The sequence below is a fragment of the Nocardiopsis sp. FIRDI 009 genome, from assembly GCF_003386285.1.
Classification (GTDB): domain Bacteria; phylum Actinomycetota; class Actinomycetes; order Streptosporangiales; family Streptosporangiaceae; genus Nocardiopsis.
Window position 1 is genome coordinate 57,172 of sequence record NZ_QPNC01000023.1, and the last position, 18,380, is coordinate 75,551.

Below are 18,380 nucleotides of genomic sequence, written 5' to 3' on the forward strand. Positions count from 1 at the left end.
TCCGTAACGGTGTCTGTCCCGGTCACAGACGCCCAGGCCCCGGCGGAGACCGCCGTTGTAGCCGTGAGCCCCTATTCCCTTGAGAAACCGCAACAGGGCTTGCCCCTGCGGTGCGTCACCGTCACAGAGCCCGATGACGTCTTTGGTGGTGTGGTGGTCGGGCCGTGCGGACACGGCCCGACCACCACGTTGGGGTGGCGGTTTCGCCACCCCAACCTGGGTACTACTTGAGGATCTTCGTGACGCGACCGGCGCCGACGGTCCGGCCACCCTCACGGATGGCGAACTTCAGGCCCTCTTCCATGGCGACCGGCTGGATGAGCTGGACGGTCATCTCGGTGTTGTCACCGGGCATGACCATCTCGGTGCCCTCCGGCAGCGTCACGACGCCGGTGACGTCGGTCGTGCGGAAGTAGAACTGCGGGCGGTAGTTGTTGAAGAACGGCGTGTGGCGGCCACCCTCGTCCTTGGACAGGATGACGACCTGGCCCTCGAACTCGGTGTGCGGGGTGGTCGTGCCCGGCTTGATGACGACCTGGCCGCGCTCGACGTCCTCGCGCTTGATGCCGCGCAGGAGCAGACCGACGTTGTCGCCGGCCTGACCCTGGTCGAGCAGCTTGCGGAACATCTCGACACCGGTGACCGTGGTGGTCTGCTTCTCTTCCTTGATGCCGACGATGTCAACGGTCTCGTTGACGTTGATGACGCCGCGCTCGATACGACCGGTGACGACGGTGCCGCGACCGGTGATCGAGAAGACGTCCTCGATCGGCATGAGGAACGGCTTGTCGGTGTCACGCTCGGGCTCGGGGATGAAGCTGTCCACGGTGCCCATGAGCTCCAGGACGGAGTTGGCCCACTTCTCGTCGCCCTCGAGGGCCTTGAGCGCGGAGACCTTGGTGACCGGGACGTCGTCGCCCGGGAACTCGTACTCGTTGAGCAGCTCGCGGACCTCGAGCTCGACGAGCTCGAAGATCTCCTCGTCGTCCACCATGTCGGCCTTGTTCAGGGCGACGACGATGGCGGGGACGCCGACCTGGCGGGCCAGGAGCACGTGCTCCTTGGTCTGCGGCATCGGGCCGTCGGTGGCGGCCACGACCAGGATCGCGCCGTCCATCTGGGCCGCACCCGTGATCATGTTCTTCACGTAGTCGGCGTGGCCCGGGCAGTCGACGTGGGCGTAGTGACGCGCCTCGGTCTGGTACTCGACGTGGGCGACGGAGATGGTGATACCGCGCTCGCGCTCCTCAGGAGCGTTGTCGATGTCCTCGAACGGGGTGAACGGGTTCAGCTCCGGGTACGCGTCGTGCAGCACCTTGGTGATAGCCGCGGTCAGCGTGGTCTTGCCGTGGTCAATGTGACCGATGGTGCCGATGTTGACGTGCGGCTTAGTCCGCTCGAACTTTTCCTTCGCCACTGGATGTCTCCTAGACGTACAGAGCTATCTGGTGCCCGTTCCCGCGGCCGCGGGAACGGGCTGGTTACGTGTCCGCGAGCGACTACTCGCCGCGGACCTTCGCCACAATTTCTTGGGCGACAGCGGACGGAACCTCCGCGTAGGAGTCGAACACCATCGAGTAGTTGGCTCGACCCTGCGTGCGGCTACGCAGGTCACCCACGTAGCCGAACATCTCGGAGAGAGGAACCTGGGCCTTGACGACCCGGACGCCGGAACGCTCGTCCATGGACTGGATCTGTCCACGGCGGGCGTTCAGGTCGCCGATGACGTCACCCATGTAGTCCTCCGGAGTGGTGACCTCGACGGCCATGACCGGCTCCAGGAGCGTGGGCTTGGCGAGCTTGACGGCCTCCTTGAAGGCCATCGAGCCGGCGGTCTTGAAGGCCATCTCGGAGGAGTCGACCTCGTGGTACTGACCGTCCGTCAGCGTCACCTTGATGCCGACCAGCGGGTAGTGCGCGAGCACACCCAGCTCGGCGGCCTCCTGGCAGCCCGCGTCCACCGACGGGATGTACTCCCGCGGGATGCGGCCACCGGTGACCGCGTTGACGAACTCGTAGCCGGACGCGTCGCCGCTCTCGGTCTCGAGGGGCTCCAGGTCGATCTTGACCTTGGCGAACTGACCCGAACCACCGGTCTGCTTCTTGTGCGTGTAGACGTGCCCCTCGACCTTCTTGCGAATGGTCTCGCGGTACGCCACCTGCGGCTTACCGATGTTCGCCTCGACCTTGAACTCGTCGCGCATGCGGTTGACGAGCACCTCGAGGTGCAGCTCACCCATGCCGGAGATCACGGTCTGGCCGGTCTGCTCGTCCGAGGCCACCTGGAAGGAGGGGTCCTCGTCGGCCAGGCGCTGGATCGCGATGCCCAGCTTCTCCTGGTCGCTCTTGGTCTTGGGCTCGATGGCCACCTCGATGACCGGAGCCGGGAACGACATGGACTCCAGGACGATCGGAGCCGACTGGTCGCACAGCGTCTCACCGGTCGTGGTGTCCTTCAGGCCCATGACGGCGACGATGTCGCCGGCGCCGGCCTGGGAGATCTCCTCACGCTTGTTGGAGTGCATGCGGTAGATCTTGCCGATGCGCTCCTTGCGGCCCTTGAGGCTGTTGAGCACCTGGGTGCCCTGCTCCAGGACGCCGGAGTAGACGCGCACGTAGGTCAGCTTGCCCAGGTGCGGGTCGCTCATGATCTTGAAGACCAGGGCGGACATGGGCTCGTCGACGCTCGGCTTGCGGGCGAGCTTGGTCTCCTCGCTCTCGTCCTTGGGGTCGTGGCCCTCGATGGCCTCGACGTCCAGGGGGGAGGGGAGGTAGTCCGTGACCGCGTCGAGCAGGGGCTGGACGCCCTTGTTCTTGAACGCGGTGCCGCACAGCACCGGCACGGCGGTACCGGCGATGGTGGCGCGACGGATCGCGGGAACGAGCTGCTCCACGGTGGGCTCCTGGCCCTCCAGGTACAGCTCCATGATCTCGTCGTCGGCCTCGGCCAGCGTCTCGATGAACTGGTCACGCGCCTCGCGGGCGGCGTCCGCGTGGGTGTCGGGGATGTCGATCGTGTCGTACATCTCGCCCAGCGCGGCCTCTTCGTTCCAGACGTAGGCCTTCATCCGGACGAGGTCGATGACGCCCTTGAAGTCGCTCTCGGCGCCGATGTTGAGCTGGATCGGCATCGCGTTCGCGCCCAGGCGCTCGCGGAACATGTCCACGCAGCGCTGGAACTCGGCGCCGATCTTGTCCATCTTGTTGACGAAGCAGATGCGCGGAACACCGTAGCGGTCAGCCTGGCGCCAGACCTGCTCCGACTGGGGCTCCACGCCCTCCTTGGCGTCGAACACGGCGACCGCACCGTCGAGGACACGCAGCGAACGCTCGACCTCGACCGTGAAGTCGACGTGGCCGGGCGTGTCGATGATGTTGATGGTGTGGTCGTTCCAGTGGGTGGTGGTAGCAGCCGAGGTAATGGTGATACCCCGCTCCTGCTCCTCCTTCATCCAGTCCATCGTGGCGGCGCCGTCGTGGACCTCACCCACCTTGTGGGTGACACCGGTGTAGTAGAGGATGCGCTCGGTCGTCGTGGTTTTACCCGCGTCGATGTGGGCCATGATGCCGATGTTTCGCACCTTGGCCAGGTCAAGCAAAGTCTTAGCCATGAGGCTCGTCGTCCCTCGGTCTGTTCCGATCCAGCCGCTTTACCAGCGGTAGTGAGCGAAGGCCTTGTTCGACTCGGCCATCTTGTGCGTGTCCTCACGCTTCTTGACGGCCGCGCCGAGACCGTTGCTGGCGTCGACCAGCTCGTTCATCAGACGCTCGGTCATGGTCTTCTCGCGACGCTGACGCGAGTAGGAGACCAGCCAGCGCAGGGCCAGCGTGGTGGACCGGGAGGCGCGAACCTCGACCGGCACCTGGTAGGTCGCGCCACCGACGCGGCGGCTGCGGACCTCGAGCGCGGGCTTGACGTTGTCCAGGGCGCGCTTGAGAACGACGAGCGGGTCCTGGCCGGTCTTCTCGCGAGCACCCTCCAGGGCGTCGTAGACGACGCGCTGGGCGATGGAGCGCTTGCCGTCGAGCAGCACCTTGTTGATCAGCTGCGTGACGAGCGGCGAGCCGTAGACCGGGTCGGTGATGAGCTGGCGCTTCGGCGCCGGGCCCTTGCGCGGCATGCTTACTTCTCCTTCTTGGCGCCGTAGTGGCTACGCGCCTGCTTGCGGCCCCGGACACCCTGGGTGTCGAGCGAGCCGCGGACAATTCGGTAGCGGACGCCCGGCAGGTCCTTCACACGACCACCGCGGACGAGCACGATGCTGTGCTCCTGGAGGTTGTGGCCGATGCCGGGAATGTAGGCAGTGACCTCAATGCCGCTGCTCAGCTTCACGCGAGCGACCTTGCGCAGAGCGGAGTTGGGCTTCTTCGGCGTAGTGGTGTAGACACGCGTGCACACACCACGACGCTGCGGACTCCCCTTCAGCGCCGGGGTCTTGTTCTTTGCGACCTTGTCCTGTCGGCCCTTACGGACCAGCTGCTGGATGGTGGGCACCGCGTCTCCGTCTTCCTCGTGACCTACGCCGGTTCTCGTAGCCGATATCGCTATTGACCTGCTGGATTTCCCGAATCTTCCCGACCCCCGATGTCGGGCGTGTCGCGCTCGTTCTCGCGCAGGGCGAAGCGGAGCACACCCGGCCAGGGGCCGTTGATGGAAGGGGGTTCACATGAGCGGCACGCCAGTGCCGAACCTCGGGAGGGTTCAGGCCGCTCCCGGTCGGGCGAAAGGCGCCGCACACACACGTGTGACCCGTCGACTCACGGGCACAATCACACAGGCTACCGCTCGCCGTGTACACGGTCAAAACGGTGTGCGACATGGCGAGTTTCGATCCTCGCGTAGCCGTGGGTCCCCTCTAGTCTACGCGCTTCGGGGCTTGTTTCGTCCCAGCTTTCCGTGCTGGATGGGGATGTCGTCCCCCACACGGACGGCCGCCCTCCGCCGGACGGGGTCCGGAGAGGGCGGCCGATGCGCTAGAGGACGAAGAAGAAGGCGACCGAGATCACTGTGACCAGGATGCCGACCACCGCGAACACCGTTCCGGTGGTGATCAGCCCCAGGCCGTCGAGTTGGCCGTTCGACCCGCGGATCGCCCGCTTGGCCTTCGGCCCGGTGACGAACAGCGCCACGGCGGCGGTGACCAGACCGATGCCGGGCAGCAGTGAGGCCAGGCCCAGCCACAGGGTGACCAGCGCCCCCCGGTCGGTGTCGGCGAGGAACTCGATGCTGTCGTAGCCGGGGTAGGCGTCGCCCACCTCACCGCCGGGCGGCCGGTCGTCGAAGCCGGGGAAGTCGCTCGCGATCGGGTCGCGCCGCCGCCGCTGCTTCGACCGGTCCACCGGCATCCCGTAGTCGGCGGGGGTGAACCCGTCGTCGTAGGCGGACTCCGAGTCCGGCGCCTGCGGACCGCCCGCCTCCTCCGGTGCGGGCCCCAGGTCCGAGGGCACCCCGGGAGCGGCGGCGCGGGGGGCGTCGTCGTAGCCGTCCGCCGTGTCCTCGTCGTATCCGGTGTCGTGGTACCGGGAGTCGTACGGCTGCCCGGCGTACCCGTCGTCGGCGTAACCGTCCTCGGGGTAGCCGTCGTCGGCGTACCCCTCGTCGGTGTAGCGGGGGTCGTCGTAGCCGTCCCCGTAGTCGTCGTAGTCCCCGTCGTCGTAGGCGGGCGCCCCCTGGCGGTCGGCCCCCGGCTCGGGGTCGTCGAAAGAGAGGGCGTCGAACATCTGCGTGGCGCCGCCGGGCTGCTGGTCCGCGTCGCGGACCTCCGCCTCGTCCTGGGAACGGGCCCGCGTCTGCATCTCGGCGATCGCCCCGAGCGGGTCGTCGGAGGAGGGAACGGCGGCGGAGAGGGCGCCGGTGTCCGGGTCCTCGGGGTCCGCCCCCCACTCCCGGAACTCGGGTTGGGCCGGGCCGTTCTCACGGCGGCGTCGCTCGGCCTCGCGCACCGAGTCGGGCAGACGGGCGTCGTCCCGGTCGAACACCCACGTGTTGCCGGTGCCGCCCCCGGGCGGATCCTGCTCGACGGGTGTCGGGGCGGGCGAGAGTTCGTCGTCGTAACCGTCGGTGGACCGGCCGGTCCACGGCTCGGCGGCCCCCGCGCCGTCTCCGTCCCGGGCCGAAGCCCAGGCGTCGAGGTCGTCGGTGCGCTCGTCCCACGCCCGGGGACCGCCGGGGTCACCGGAGCGACGGGCGTCCGTGCCCCAGGAGTCGGCACCGAGTTCGTCGTCGGCCCAGGAGTCCGGAGGCGGGGCCAGGGGGTCCGGACCCTCCGCCGAGGGCATCGGGGGGCGGGGCCCGAGTCCGTCGTCGGTCGGGGCGCCGGGGGTCCAGGGCTCGTTGGCCGGAGGAGTGCCGGGGGACCACGCCTCGTTGACGCGGTCGAGGGCGGAGTCGGGGGTCCAGGGCCGGTCGGTGGAGGCGCCCTGGGGCTCGTCGGCACGCGCAGGCTCGGCCGCCCACGGCCGGTCACCCCGGTCATGTGCGTCACCGGTGTCCCACTGCTCATCGGCCGCGGGCGCGGTGGGGTCGGCGGGAGCGGTACCCGTCCCCCACGGTGCGTCGGCCGACGGCGACGCGGGCTCGGAGGACCACGGCTGGTCGGTCTCGTCGAGCGGCGAAGCAGCGGCCCCGGAGGACTCGGCGGCCGCACCCGGCGACCACGGCTCGTCATCCCGGTCACCCGCGTTCCACGGCTCACCGCCCAGGGAGGAAGCGGGGTCCGGCGACCACGGCTGATCGACGGAACCGTCCCGGGACCCGTCGAACGACGGCACGGCGGACCCGGCGGACGGACCGCCCGAAGCCGAGGGCGCACCCGGCGACCACGGTTCATCGCCCAGGAGACCCGCGTCATCAGGGGCCCCCGGAGCACCGGTCGACGGAGCGGCGGTCTCGGGGGACGCCGAGGCGGAGGGGGCGACACCCGGATCCCACCGCTCGTCACCCGAGGCGCCATCGGATCCCGGGGACCACGGCTGGTCGATGCGCGGCGCATCGGAGGACCACGGATTATCACTCAGGCCACCCGGTCCACCGGCACTCCGCGACTCGTCGACAGACGGGTACTCGGGCTCGGCCGTCCACGGCTGAGCGGTGGAAGCGCCCCGGGACTCGTCGAACGACGAAGCGGCGCCCGATGCCCAGGGCTCCTCACCCAGGCCATCCGTGTCACCGGCACCCCGCGACTCATCGACCGGGGAGGAGGCGGGGTCCGACGACCACGACTGACCGGTGGAACCGTCCCGGGACCCGTCGAACGACGGCGCGGCAGACCCGACGGACGCGCCCGGCGACCACGGCTCATCACCCAGGCCACCGGTGCCACCGGCACCCCGCGACTCATCGACAGACGGGTACTCGGGCTCGGCCGTCCACGGCCGGTCACGCGTGTCATCGGCGTTCCACGGCGTGTCCTCGGATTCGGGAGGCAGCGGGACCTCCGCGCTCGCCGCGATCCCCGGGAAGCTCGGCTCGTCATCCGGCTCGGGCTCCCCAGGGACCCGGGTCAGCGGCTCGTACGCCGAGGGGCTGGCACCGGGGTAGGAGAGGGCGCCCGGTGTCGGCGGGGCCGGAGGGGTCTCCTGCGGCGGGCCGCCCAACGCCTCCGGGTACGGCTCGACCATCGGGGGGCGCGACGTGCTCAGCCCCGCGTAACCCCCGCTGTCCGGGAAGACCGTGTCGCCGGTCTCACCGTTCTCCATCGGGTCCTGGTACTCCGACTGCGTGCGGTAGCGGTTCTCGCTCGGCTTGAACCACGAGTCCGCCTCGCGCGCGCCCGAGTCCCGTCCGCCCCCGTTTTCAGTCACTGTGCGCCTGCTCTCCCGACAGCGCCGAAGCGCCCTCTCCCCGTCCACACCGCGATGTGCGGACCGACCACGTCGAACGGCGGCGGCACCACCCCCGTGAGGAGGTGGTGGACCGCCGCCGTCCGTTCAGTCAACCGCTCTTACCGGTTGTAGGGCCCGAAGTCGTACTCCTCCAGCGGGACGGCCTCGCCCGACCCCTGCCCGAAGGTGTACTCGCTGGGCTCCTCGTACCCGGAGACCGAGTACATCGAGGCCTTGGCCTCCTCTGTCGGCTCCACCCGGATGTTGCGGTACTGCGGAATACCGGTACCGGCCGGGATGAGCTTACCGATGATGACGTTCTCCTTGAGGCCGAGGAGCGGGTCGCTCTTGCCGTGGATCGCGTTCTCGGTGAGCACCCGGGTGGTCTCCTGGAAGGAGGCCGCCGACAGCCAGGACTCCGTGGCCAGCGAGGCCTTGGTGATGCCGAGCAGCACCGGACGTCCGGCCGCGGGCTGTCCGCCCTCGGAGACGACCCGGCGGTTGATCCGCTCGAACTTCGGCCGCTCGACCATCTCACCCGGCAGCAGCTCGGTGTCACCCGACTCGAGGATGTTCACCCGCTTGAGCATCTGGCGGACGATGATCTCGATGTGCTTGTCGTGGATGGACACACCCTGCGACTTGTAGACCTCCTGGACCTCCGACACGAGGTGCTGCTGCACCGCGCGCGGGCCCTGGATGCGGAGGACCTCGTGCGGGTTGATCGCACCCTGGATCAACTGCTGGCCGACCGACACGTGGTCGTCGTCGCTGACCAGGAGCTGGGCGCGCATCGGCACCGGGTAGGCGATCTCGTCCGAGCCGTCGTCCGGGATGACGACGATCTTACGGCTCTTCTCCGTGTCGTCGATCCGGATCCGGCCCTCCATCTCGGAGATCGGGGCCACGCCCTTGGGGATGCGGGCCTCGAAGAGCTCCTGGACACGGGGCAGACCGTGGGTGATGTCCTGACCAGCCGAACCACCCATGTGGAAGGTCCGCATGGTCAGCTGGGTACCGGGCTCACCGATGGACTGGGCCGCGATGATACCGATCGCCTCACCGACGTCCACCGGCTTGCCGGTCGCCATGGAGCGGCCGTAGCAGGTGGAGCACACACCGATCTTCGCCTCACAGGTGAGCGACGAGCGGATGCGCACGCGGGTGATGCCCGCCGCGACCAGCTTGTCGATGTTCTGCTCGGAGGTGTCGGTGAGCGCGGGCAGGATGACGTTGCCGTCCGCGTCCACGACGTCCTCGGCGAGGGTGCGACCGAAACCGGTGTTCTCGACGTTGTGCTTGCGCACGACGGCGCCGGAGGCGGTCTTCTCACCGATCTCGTGCCAGAGCGAGCGGTCGGTGCCGCAGTCGACCTCGCGGACGATGACGTCCTGCGCGACGTCCACCAGACGACGGGTCAGGTAACCCGAGTCGGCGGTACGCAGGGCGGTGTCGGCCAGACCCTTGCGCTGACCGTGCGTGGAGATGAAGTACTCCAGGACGGACAGGCCCTCGCGGTAGGAGGACTTGATCGGGCGCGGGATCGTCTCACCCCTGGTGTTGGAGACCAGACCGCGGATACCGGCGATCTGACGCACCTGCATCGGGTTACCGCGGGCGCCGGACTGGACCATCATCCACACCGGGTTGTCGGCGGGGAAGTTGTCCTCCATGTTCCGGGCGACCTCGGCGGTGGCCTGGGTCCACACCTCGGTGAGTTCCTGACGGCGCTCGTCGTCGGTGATGAGACCGCGGTCGAACTCGCGCTGGATCTTGTCGGCCTTGCGCTCGTAGCCCTCGAGGATCTCCGTCTTGGCCGGAGGCGCGACGACGTCCTCGATACCGATGGTCAGACCGGACCGGGTGGCCCAGCGGTAACCGGCGTCCTTCAGGGCGTCCAGGGTCGTGGCGACCTGGACCTTGGGGTAGTTCTCGGCCAGGTCGTTGACCAGCGCCGAGATCTGCTTCTTGCCCACCTGGAAGTTGACGTACGGGTAGTCGACCGGGGTGGTCTCGTTGAAGAGGTACCGGCCCAGCGTCGTCTCCAGGGTGTAGGGCTCACCCGGCTGCCAGTCCTCCGGCGGGGTCCAGTCCTTGGGCGCGGGAGCGCCGTCGGCGATCCGCAGCCGGATCTTGGCCTGGAGGTCGAGGTCGCCCAGGTCGTAGGCCATGATCGCCTCGGCCGGGGAGAGGAACGCCCGCCCCTCGCCCTTGGCTCCGGCCTTCTCCGTCGTCAGGTAGTACAGACCGATGATCATGTCCTGGGTGGGCATGGTCACGGGCTTGCCGTCGGACGGCTTGAGGATGTTGTTCGTGGCCAGCATCAGCAGCCGCGCCTCGGCCTGGGCCTCGGCGGACAGCGGCAGGTGCACGGCCATCTGGTCACCGTCGAAGTCGGCGTTGAACGCCGTGCAGACGAGCGGGTGGATCTGGATGGCCTTGCCCTCGACCAGCTGCGGTTCGAAGGCCTGGATGCCCAGGCGGTGCAGCGTCGGAGCACGGTTGAGCAGCACCGGGTGCTCGGTGATGACCTCTTCGAGGACGTCCCACACGACCGGGCGGGACCGCTCCACCATCCGCTTGGCGCTCTTGATGTTCTGCGCGTGGTTCAGGTCGACCAGGCGCTTCATCACGAACGGCTTGAACAGCTCCAGGGCCATCTGCTTGGGCAGACCGCACTGGTGCAGCTTCAGCTGCGGACCGACGACGATGACCGAACGGCCGGAGTAGTCGACGCGCTTACCGAGCAGGTTCTGCCGGAAGCGGCCCTGCTTGCCCTTGAGCATGTCGGACAGCGACTTGAGCGGACGGTTGCCCGGACCGGTGACCGGACGGCCGCGGCGGCCGTTGTCGAACAGGGCGTCGACGGCCTCCTGGAGCATCCGCTTCTCGTTGTTGACGATGATCTCGGGCGCGCCGAGATCGAGCAGTCTCTTGAGGCGGTTGTTCCGGTTGATCACCCGGCGGTACAGGTCGTTGAGGTCGGAGGTCGCGAAGCGGCCACCGTCCAGCTGCACCATCGGACGCAGGTCCGGCGGGATGACCGGGATGCAGTCGAGCACCATGCCCATGGGGCTGTTGGTGGTGTTGAGGAACGCCGAGACGACCTTGAGCCGCTTGAGGGCGCGGGCCTTCTTCTGGCCCTTGCCGGTGCGGATGGTCTCGCGGAGCTTCTCCGCCTCCTGGTCCAGCTCGAAGTTGGAGAGCCGGTCCTGGATGGCCTGGGCGCCCATGCCGCCGCGGAAGTACTTCCCGAAGCGGTCCCGCATCTCGCGGTAGAGCATCTCGTCGCCCTCGAGGTCCTGGACCTTGAGGTTCTTGAAGCGGTTCCAGACCTCGTCGAGGCGGTCGATCTCGCGCTGGGCCCGGTCGCGCAGCTGGCGCATCTCGCGCTCGGCGCTCTCGCGCACCTTGCGGCGGGCGTCGCCCTTGGCGCCCTGCTCCTCCAGCTCGGCCAGGTCGGCCTCGAGCTTGCGGTGGCGCTCCTCGATGGTGGAGTCGCGGCGCTGCTCCAGGTGCTGTTTCTCGACCGAGATCCGCGCCTCCAGGGACTGCAGGTCGCGCTCACGGGCCTCCGTGTCCACCCACGTGACCATGTAGGCGGCGAAGTAGATGATCTTCTCGAGATCCTTCGGCGCCAGGTCCAGCAGGTAGCCCAGACGGGAGGGCACGCCCTTGAAGTACCAGATGTGCGTGACGGGCGCGGCCAGCTCGATGTGGCCCATCCGCTCACGGCGCACCTTGGCACGGGTCACCTCGACGCCGCAGCGCTCACAGATGATGCCCTTGAAGCGGACGCGCTTGTACTTGCCGCAGTAGCACTCCCAGTCCCGGGTCGGACCGAAGATCTTCTCGCAGAAGAGGCCGTCCTTCTCGGGCTTGAGGGTCCGGTAGTTGATGGTTTCGGGCTTCTTGACCTCGCCGTGCGACCACTGGCGGATGTCGTCGGCCGTGGCCAGGCCAATGCGCAGCTCGTCGAAGAAGTTGACGTCGAGCACTTAATTCGTCCCCTGCTCTCGAAGATCGCGGAAGTTAGACCTCTTCGACACTGCTCGGCTCACGCCGACCCAGGTCGATTCCCAGCTCTTCCGCCGCGCGGAAGACGTCCTCGTCGCTGTCCCGCATCTCGATGGACATACCGTCACTGGACAGCACCTCCACGTTCAGACAGAGCGACTGCATCTCCTTGATGAGCACCTTGAAGGACTCAGGGATGCCCGGCTCGGGGATGTTCTCGCCCTTGACGATGGCCTCATAGACCTTGACCCGGCCCACCACGTCGTCGGACTTGATGGTGAGCAGCTCCTGGAGCGCGTAGGCGGCGCCGTACGCCTCCAGCGCCCAGACCTCCATCTCACCGAAGCGCTGACCGCCGAACTGCGCCTTACCGCCCAGCGGCTGCTGGGTGATCATCGAGTACGGGCCGGTGGAGCGCGCGTGGATCTTGTCGTCCACGAGGTGGTGGAGCTTCAGGATGTACTTGTAGCCGACGGAGATCGGCTCGGCGAACGGCTCACCGGTGCGGCCGTCGAACAGCCGCGCCTTGCCGTCCTCGTTGATCAGGCGGTTGCCGTCCTTGTTGGGACGGACCGACTGGATCAGGCCGCTGAGCTCGTCACCGCGCAGGCCGTCGAAGACCGGGGTGGCCACGTTGGAGTCGGGCTCGGCCTCGGAGGCCCCGATCTCGTGGAGCGACTGCTTCCACGGTTCGTCGAGCCCGTCGACCTTCCAGCCGTTCTTGGCCAGCCAGCCCAGATGGACCTCCAGGACCTGGCCGACGTTCATACGGCCGGGGACGCCCAGCGGGTTGAGGATGATGTCGACCGGCGTGCCGTCCTCCAGGAAGGGCATGTCCTCCTGGGGCAGGATCTTGGCGATGACGCCCTTGTTGCCGTGCCGGCCGGCGAGCTTGTCGCCGTCGGTGATCTTGCGCTTCTGGGCGACGTAGACGCGGACCATCTCGTTGACGCCCGGGGCGAGCTCGTCGCCGTCCTCACGGCTGAACACGCGGACGCCGATGACCTTGCCGGTCTCGCCGTGCGGGACCTTCAGGGAGGTGTCGCGGACCTCGCGGGCCTTCTCGCCGAAGATGGCGCGCAGCAGGCGCTCCTCCGGGGTCAGCTCGGTCTCACCCTTGGGGGTCACCTTGCCGACGAGGATGTCGCCGTCGACGACCTCGGCGCCGATCCGGATGATGCCCCGGTCGTCGAGGTCGGCCAGGACCTCCTCGCTGACGTTGGGGATCTCGCGGGTGATCTCCTCCGGGCCCAGCTTGGTGTCACGGGCGTCGACCTCGTGCTCCTCGATGTGGATCGAGGAGAGGACGTCGTCCTGCACCAGACGCTGGGAGAGGATGATCGCGTCCTCGTAGTTGTGGCCCTCCCAGGACATGTACGCCACGAGCAGGTTCTTGCCCAGCGACATCTCACCCTGGTCGGTGGACGGGCCGTCCGCCAGGACCTGGCCCTCCTCGACCCGCTGGCCCTCGTGCACGATCGGCCGCTGGTTGAAGCAGGTGCCCTGGTTGGAGCGCTGGAACTTGCCCAGGCGGTAGGTCTTGCGGGTGCCGTCGTCGGCCATCACGGTGACGTAGTCGGCGGTGACGTCCTCGACCACACCGGCCTTCTCCGCGAGGATGACCTCGCCGGCGTCGGTGGCGGCGCGGTACTCCATGCCGGTGCCGACGTAGGGCGCCTCGGCCCGCAGCAGCGGCACGGCCTGGCGCTGCATGTTGGAGCCCATGAGCGCGCGGTTGGCGTCGTCGTGCTCCAGGAAGGGGATCATGGCGGTGGCGACCGACACCATCTGGCGCGGCGACACGTCCATGTAGTCGACCTCGTCCGAGCGGACCTGCTCGAACTCCTCGCCCTTGCGGCGCACCAGGACGTGGGACTCGGCGAAGGTGCCGTCCGGGTTGATCGGCGTGTTGGCCTGGCCGATGACGTACCGGTCCTCCTCGTCCGCGGTGAGGTAGTCGACCTGGTCGGTGATGCGACCGTCGACCACGCGGCGGTACGGGGTCTCGACGAACCCGAAGGAGTTGACCCGGCCGTAGGCGGCCAGGGAGCCGATCAGACCGATGTTGGGACCCTCGGGGGTCTCGATCGGGCACATCCGGCCGTAGTGGGAGGCGTGGACGTCACGGACCTCGAAGCCCGCGCGCTCACGGGACAGACCGCCCGGGCCCAGCGCCGAGAGGCGGCGCTTGTGGGTCAGACCCGCCAGCGGGTTGGTCTGGTCCATGAACTGGGACAGCTGCGAGGTGCCGAAGAACTCCTTGATGGAGGCCACGACGGGGCGGATGTTGATCAGGGTCTGCGGCGTGATCGCCTCGACGTCCTGGGTGGTCATCCGCTCGCGGACGACGCGCTCCATACGGGCCAGGCCCAGGCGGACCTGGTTCTGGATGAGCTCGCCGACCGTGCGCAGGCGCCGGTTGCCGAAGTGGTCGATGTCGTCGGTCTCGACGGGGCGGACGCCGATGGCCGTCTCGCGCTCGACCTCGCCAGCGTGCAGGCGCACGAGGTAGTCGATGGTGGAGACGATGTCCTCTTCGGTGAGGGTGCCCTGGGTGTAGTCGGTCTCCAGACCGAGCTTCTTGTTGATCTTGTAGCGGCCGACCTTGGCCAGGTCGTAGCGCTTGGGGTTGAAGTAGAGGTTCTCCAACAGCGCCTGGGCCGACTCCTTCGTGGGCGGCTCCCCCGGACGCAGCTTGCGGTAGATGTCCAGCAGCGCGTCGTCGGTACCCGCGGTCGGGTCCTTCTCCAGCGTGTTGCGGATGGACTCGTACTGGCCGAAGCGCTCGAGGATCTGGTCGGTGGTCCAGCCCAGCGCCTTGAGCAGGACGGTGACGCCCTGCTTGCGCTTGCGGTCGATACGCACACCGACGAAGTCGCGCTTGTCGACCTCGAACTCCAGCCAGGCGCCGCGGGACGGGATGACCTTGCAGCCGAAGAGGTCCTTGTCCGAGCTCTTGTCGACCGACCGGTCGAAGTACACGCCCGGGGAGCGGACCAGCTGGGACACGACGACGCGCTCGGTGCCGTTGATGATGAAGGTGCCCTTGGCGGTCATGAGCGGGAAGTCGCCCATGAACACCGTCTGGCTCTTGATCTCACCGGTGTCGTTGTTGATGAACTCCGCCGTGACGAACATCGGGGCGGAGAAGGTCATGTCCTTGTCCTTGCACTCCTCTTCGGAGTACTTGGGCGGCTCGAACCGATGATCGCGGAACGACAGCGACATCGTGCCCGAGAAGTCCTCGATCGGACTGATCTCCTCGAAGATCTCTTCGAGACCTGACTGCTCCGGAACGTCCTTGCGGCCAGCGTTTCGGGCCGTCTCGACCCGGGTCTTCCACTTCTCGTTGCCCAGCAGCCAGTCGAACGACTCGGTCTGCAGGGCGAGCAGGTTCGGGACCTCGAGAGGTTCCTGAATACGGGCGAACGAAACGCGGTGCGGACCAAGGGCGTTAGCGGAGGCGTTGCGCGAGGCTGCCAACAGGGGTCCTTCCGAAGGCTTGTGGCGGTTGAAGCGCGCACGCCAGACGATCCGTCACGGGAGGACCGCCGCAACACGGTTGAGACGGTCACAACGAGCGGGAACGGGCTACCGTGTCCAGACGAAAACGGGATGGCGGAAGCCGTACACCGACACAGGGATCACCAAAGGGCAGCGCAAAAGAGCAGTGTAGCCGAACACCACACCGCTGTCCACTCACGGTCCACGGCGCCACTCACGACACCGGCAGGATCACCCCTGGCGGGCGATCCGTCAAGCCCGGACACCGTCCCGGGCGCGGAACACGACCCCGGATTCCGTCCCCGGGCACCCGCCGGGACCGCACGGGTGGTCCAGCGCGCCCGCCCCGGCCCCGAGGGGGGTACGAGCCGTCGGACACCCGGAAGAGTTCCCCCGCCCAGGTCGGGTAAACACTCTCCCCCGGGCCCGTCAAGAATCCCGGGACGGGAGATTATCGCGTCCGCCGGACAGTTCGCACACGCGGATCCCCGTCCCACCGCCGACCCAGCTTCGCACACCTCACCCCCGGGAAGGGATCGGACACGGCGCCGAGGGCGGGGAAGGGGCCGTCCCCGCCACAGGACCCCGGACACACGACGGCGCGGCCGCCCCTCCCGGAGGAGGAACGGCCGCGCCGCGGGTGCCAGCGGGCCCGTACGGCCCGCGTGGGACTACTTGAGGGTGACGGTGGCGCCGGCGCCCTCCAGGGCGGCCTTGGCCTTGTCAGCGGCCTCCTTGTTGACGCCCTCGAGCAGCGGCTTCGGAGCGTTGTCGACCAGGTCCTTGGCCTCCTTCAGGCCCAGGCTCGTGAGGCCGCGGACCTCCTTGATGACCTGGATCTTCTTGTCACCGGCGGACTCGAGGATGACGTCGAACTCGTCCTTCTCGGGCTCGGCCTCGGCGGCACCGCCACCGGCGCCCGGAGCGGCGGCGACGACGGCGGCCGGAGCGGCGGCCTCGACGTCGAACTTCTCCTCGAACAGCTTCACGAACTCGGACAGCTCGAGGAGGGTCATCTCCTCGAACGCGGCCAGCAGGTCCTCGTTGCTGAGCTTCGCCATGATGCGATCTCTCTTTCTCTACGGACACGCGCGCCCGTCGGCGCCACGTGCGAGCCATGAGGCGGATGACGTCGACATCCGCCGGAAAACAGGTTGTCTAGGCGGCTTCCTCGGAGCGCTTGTCCGCCAGGGCCTGCGCGAGACGCGCAGCCTTGGTCGGGAGCGCCTGGAAGACGGCGGCGGCCTGGCCCTGCTTGGCCTTGAGCGCACCGGCCATCTTCGAGAGAAGCACCTCGCGGGACTCCAGGTCGGCCAGCTTGGTGACCTCGTCGGCGGACATCGACCTGCCGTCGATGACGCCGCCCTTGATCACCAGGGGCTCGTTCGCCTTCGCGAAGTCACGCAGGCTCTTGGCGGCCTCGACCACATCGCCGCGGATGAAGGCGACGGCGGTGGGGCCCTCGAGCAGGTCCTTGACCTTCTCGTCGACCCCGGCCTCGCTCACGGCGATCTTGGTCAGCGTGTTCTTCACGACGCGGAAACGCGCGTTCTGGCCGAGGCTGCGGCGGAGCTCGTTGAGCCCGGCCACAGTGAGTCCCCGGTATTCCGCCAGCACGGCGCCGTTCGACTCACGGAGTTCCTCCGTGAGTTCGGCGACCGCGGCTGCCTTGTCCGGCCTCGCCATGGGACTCCTTCCAACAGTGAACGCTGGTTGGTCCCCAAGGACTCATGCGATCGGCGTCAGCACGAGAAAAAGCCCCGAGCGCCAGGCGCACGGGGCACGACCGCGTCCGCGGGGCGTCAGGACGCGCCCGGAACGGGAAAGCTCTGGTGACACCTGCGCGGGCGCCCATCGCGGATGGGTCCTTAGGTCACCCGTTCGGGTGACGACCAGCGGTCTTCGGCAAGTACCCATGCTACAGGAGCCGGAGGGATGCCGGGAACGGATTCCCGGGCGACGGACGCTCCCGCAGGGTGACGCACCTCACGAAACCCCGGAAAGGTGGGACAACGTCCCAGTAACAAACGTCGGCGAACGTCCGGAACGTCATACCCGCATGCCAGTATGACGCTTCGGGCGTGTCCGCCCCGACGAGTTCTCTTCCCCCGACCGAGAAGGTATCCACCCACATGAAGACCCGTGTGCCGGCTTTCTTCGCCGCCGGCGCCCTGACCCTGTCCCTCGCCGCCTGCGGTGGTGACGAGCCCGCGGAGCCCGAGGAGACCACCGACGCGGCCGCGGAGGAGGGCGAGGGCGGAGGCGTCCTGAGCCTCCTCGCCGACCTCGCCTCGACCACCGAGGAGGTCGACAACTACACGATGGACATCGCCGTGACCACGACCGACCCCGAATTCGGGGACTCGGAGGTCACGATGACCTACGAGGTCATGGACGACCCGGAGGCCGTGCAGGTCACCATGGTCATGCCGGACCTCGGTGAGATGTTCCTGGGCCTGGCCGAACTCAGCGGTGAGAGCTCGGACCTGACCGCGGAGGAGCTCGGCACCTCGATCTTCATCATCCCCGCCGAGGGCGAGCCGCTCGTGTCCAACCACAACGGCAATCTCGACGTGCCCACCGAGTGGGCGCGCGGCGCCAGCGGCATGGAGGGCGCCCCCTCCCCGGAGAACACGTTCGACGCCTCGGACCTCTCCGACATCGCCGGGGTGGTCGCCGGAATCGAGACGTTCGAGGAGGCCGGGAGCGAGGAGATCAACGGCGTCGGGACCACCCGTGTCGACGGCTCGCTCACCGGTGAGGAGATCGACGCCCTCCCCGAGGAGCAGCGGAGCGCCCTGAACAAGCTCACCGGCGGCTCCCTCGAAGGCGCCATGAACATCTCCCTCTGGATCGCCGACGACGGCTTCCCGATGCGCATGGACTTCGCCGACGACGTCTCCGACGTCTCGATCGTCTTCTCCGCCCTGGGCGAGACCTCCTTCGAGATGCCCTCCGAGGACCAGATCACCGACCAGTAGTCGGCCTCGGCTCTCCGGCACGACGACGGCCCCCGGTTCCCGAGCGGGAACCGG

At 68.1% G+C, this 18,380-nt stretch carries 10 protein-coding genes; 1 reads left to right on the forward strand and 9 read right to left on the reverse strand.

Annotation, left to right across the window (positions count from 1 at the left end; translation table 11 throughout):
- Positions 1 to 223: 223 nt before the first annotated feature.
- The 9 genes from tuf to rplJ form a co-directional block, all read right to left on the reverse strand.
- A complete protein-coding gene (tuf, locus tag DVR05_RS19960; RefSeq protein WP_116247431.1) occupies positions 224 to 1,417 on the reverse strand; it encodes an elongation factor Tu in 1,194 nt (397 codons plus the stop codon).
- 82 nt (positions 1,418 to 1,499) lie between these two features.
- Positions 1,500 to 3,611 carry an elongation factor G gene (fusA, locus tag DVR05_RS19965; protein WP_116247432.1) on the reverse strand — a complete coding sequence of 704 codons (2,112 nt, stop codon included), beginning with the start codon at positions 3,609 to 3,611 and terminating at the stop codon, positions 1,500 to 1,502.
- A gap of 39 nt (positions 3,612 to 3,650) precedes the next feature.
- Positions 3,651 to 4,121: a 30S ribosomal protein S7 gene (rpsG, locus tag DVR05_RS19970; protein WP_017598533.1), complete on the reverse strand. Its 471-nt coding sequence runs from the start codon at positions 4,119 to 4,121 to the stop codon at positions 3,651 to 3,653.
- 2 nt (positions 4,122 to 4,123) lie between these two features.
- Positions 4,124 to 4,495 (reverse strand): 30S ribosomal protein S12, encoded by a 372-nt coding sequence (gene rpsL, locus DVR05_RS19975; RefSeq protein ID WP_014912437.1) that lies wholly within the window; start codon positions 4,493 to 4,495, stop codon positions 4,124 to 4,126.
- A 479-nt stretch (positions 4,496 to 4,974) separates the two neighbouring features.
- Positions 4,975 to 6,771 carry a hypothetical protein gene (locus tag DVR05_RS26690; RefSeq protein WP_157982483.1) on the reverse strand — a complete coding sequence of 599 codons (1,797 nt, stop codon included), beginning with the start codon at positions 6,769 to 6,771 and terminating at the stop codon, positions 4,975 to 4,977.
- A gap of 1,172 nt (positions 6,772 to 7,943) precedes the next feature.
- The gene (locus DVR05_RS19985; protein WP_116247434.1) at positions 7,944 to 11,822 is read right to left on the reverse strand and encodes a DNA-directed RNA polymerase subunit beta'; all 3,879 of its coding nucleotides are present in this window, start codon (positions 11,820 to 11,822) and stop codon (positions 7,944 to 7,946) included.
- Between the two features lie 34 nt (positions 11,823 to 11,856).
- A complete protein-coding gene (gene rpoB, locus DVR05_RS19990) occupies positions 11,857 to 15,324 on the reverse strand; it encodes a DNA-directed RNA polymerase subunit beta (protein ID WP_116247435.1) in 3,468 nt (1,155 codons plus the stop codon).
- A 692-nt stretch (positions 15,325 to 16,016) separates the two neighbouring features.
- Entirely contained in the window at positions 16,017 to 16,406 is a 390-nt protein-coding gene (gene rplL, locus DVR05_RS19995; protein WP_116247436.1) for a 50S ribosomal protein L7/L12, read from the reverse strand.
- Positions 16,407 to 16,503: 97 nt separating this feature from the next.
- Positions 16,504 to 17,031, reverse strand: coding sequence for a 50S ribosomal protein L10 (rplJ, locus tag DVR05_RS20000; protein ID WP_116247437.1), 528 nt, complete (start codon positions 17,029 to 17,031; stop codon positions 16,504 to 16,506).
- Between the two features lie 446 nt (positions 17,032 to 17,477).
- On the opposite strand from rplJ, the gene DVR05_RS20005 reads away from it, so the two are divergent.
- Positions 17,478 to 18,326, forward strand: a complete 849-nt coding sequence (locus tag DVR05_RS20005; protein ID WP_116247438.1) for an LppX_LprAFG lipoprotein — start codon at positions 17,478 to 17,480, stop codon at positions 18,324 to 18,326.
- Positions 18,327 to 18,380: the final 54 nt, after the last annotated feature.

Bases quoted from the DNA above. Each gene is read 5' to 3' on its own strand.
- fusA (WP_116247432.1), bottom strand. From the start codon at position 3,611: ATGGCTAAGACTTTGCTTGACCTGGCCAAGGTGCGAAACATCGGCATC.
- rpsG (WP_017598533.1), bottom strand. From the start codon at position 4,121: ATGCCGCGCAAGGGCCCGGCGCCGAAGCGCCAGCTCATCACCGACCCG.
- rplJ (WP_116247437.1), bottom strand. From the start codon at position 17,031: ATGGCGAGGCCGGACAAGGCAGCCGCGGTCGCCGAACTCACGGAGGAA.
- DVR05_RS20005 (WP_116247438.1), top strand. From the start codon at position 17,478: ATGAAGACCCGTGTGCCGGCTTTCTTCGCCGCCGGCGCCCTGACCCTG.
- rplL (WP_116247436.1), bottom strand. From the start codon at position 16,406: ATGGCGAAGCTCAGCAACGAGGACCTGCTGGCCGCGTTCGAGGAGATG.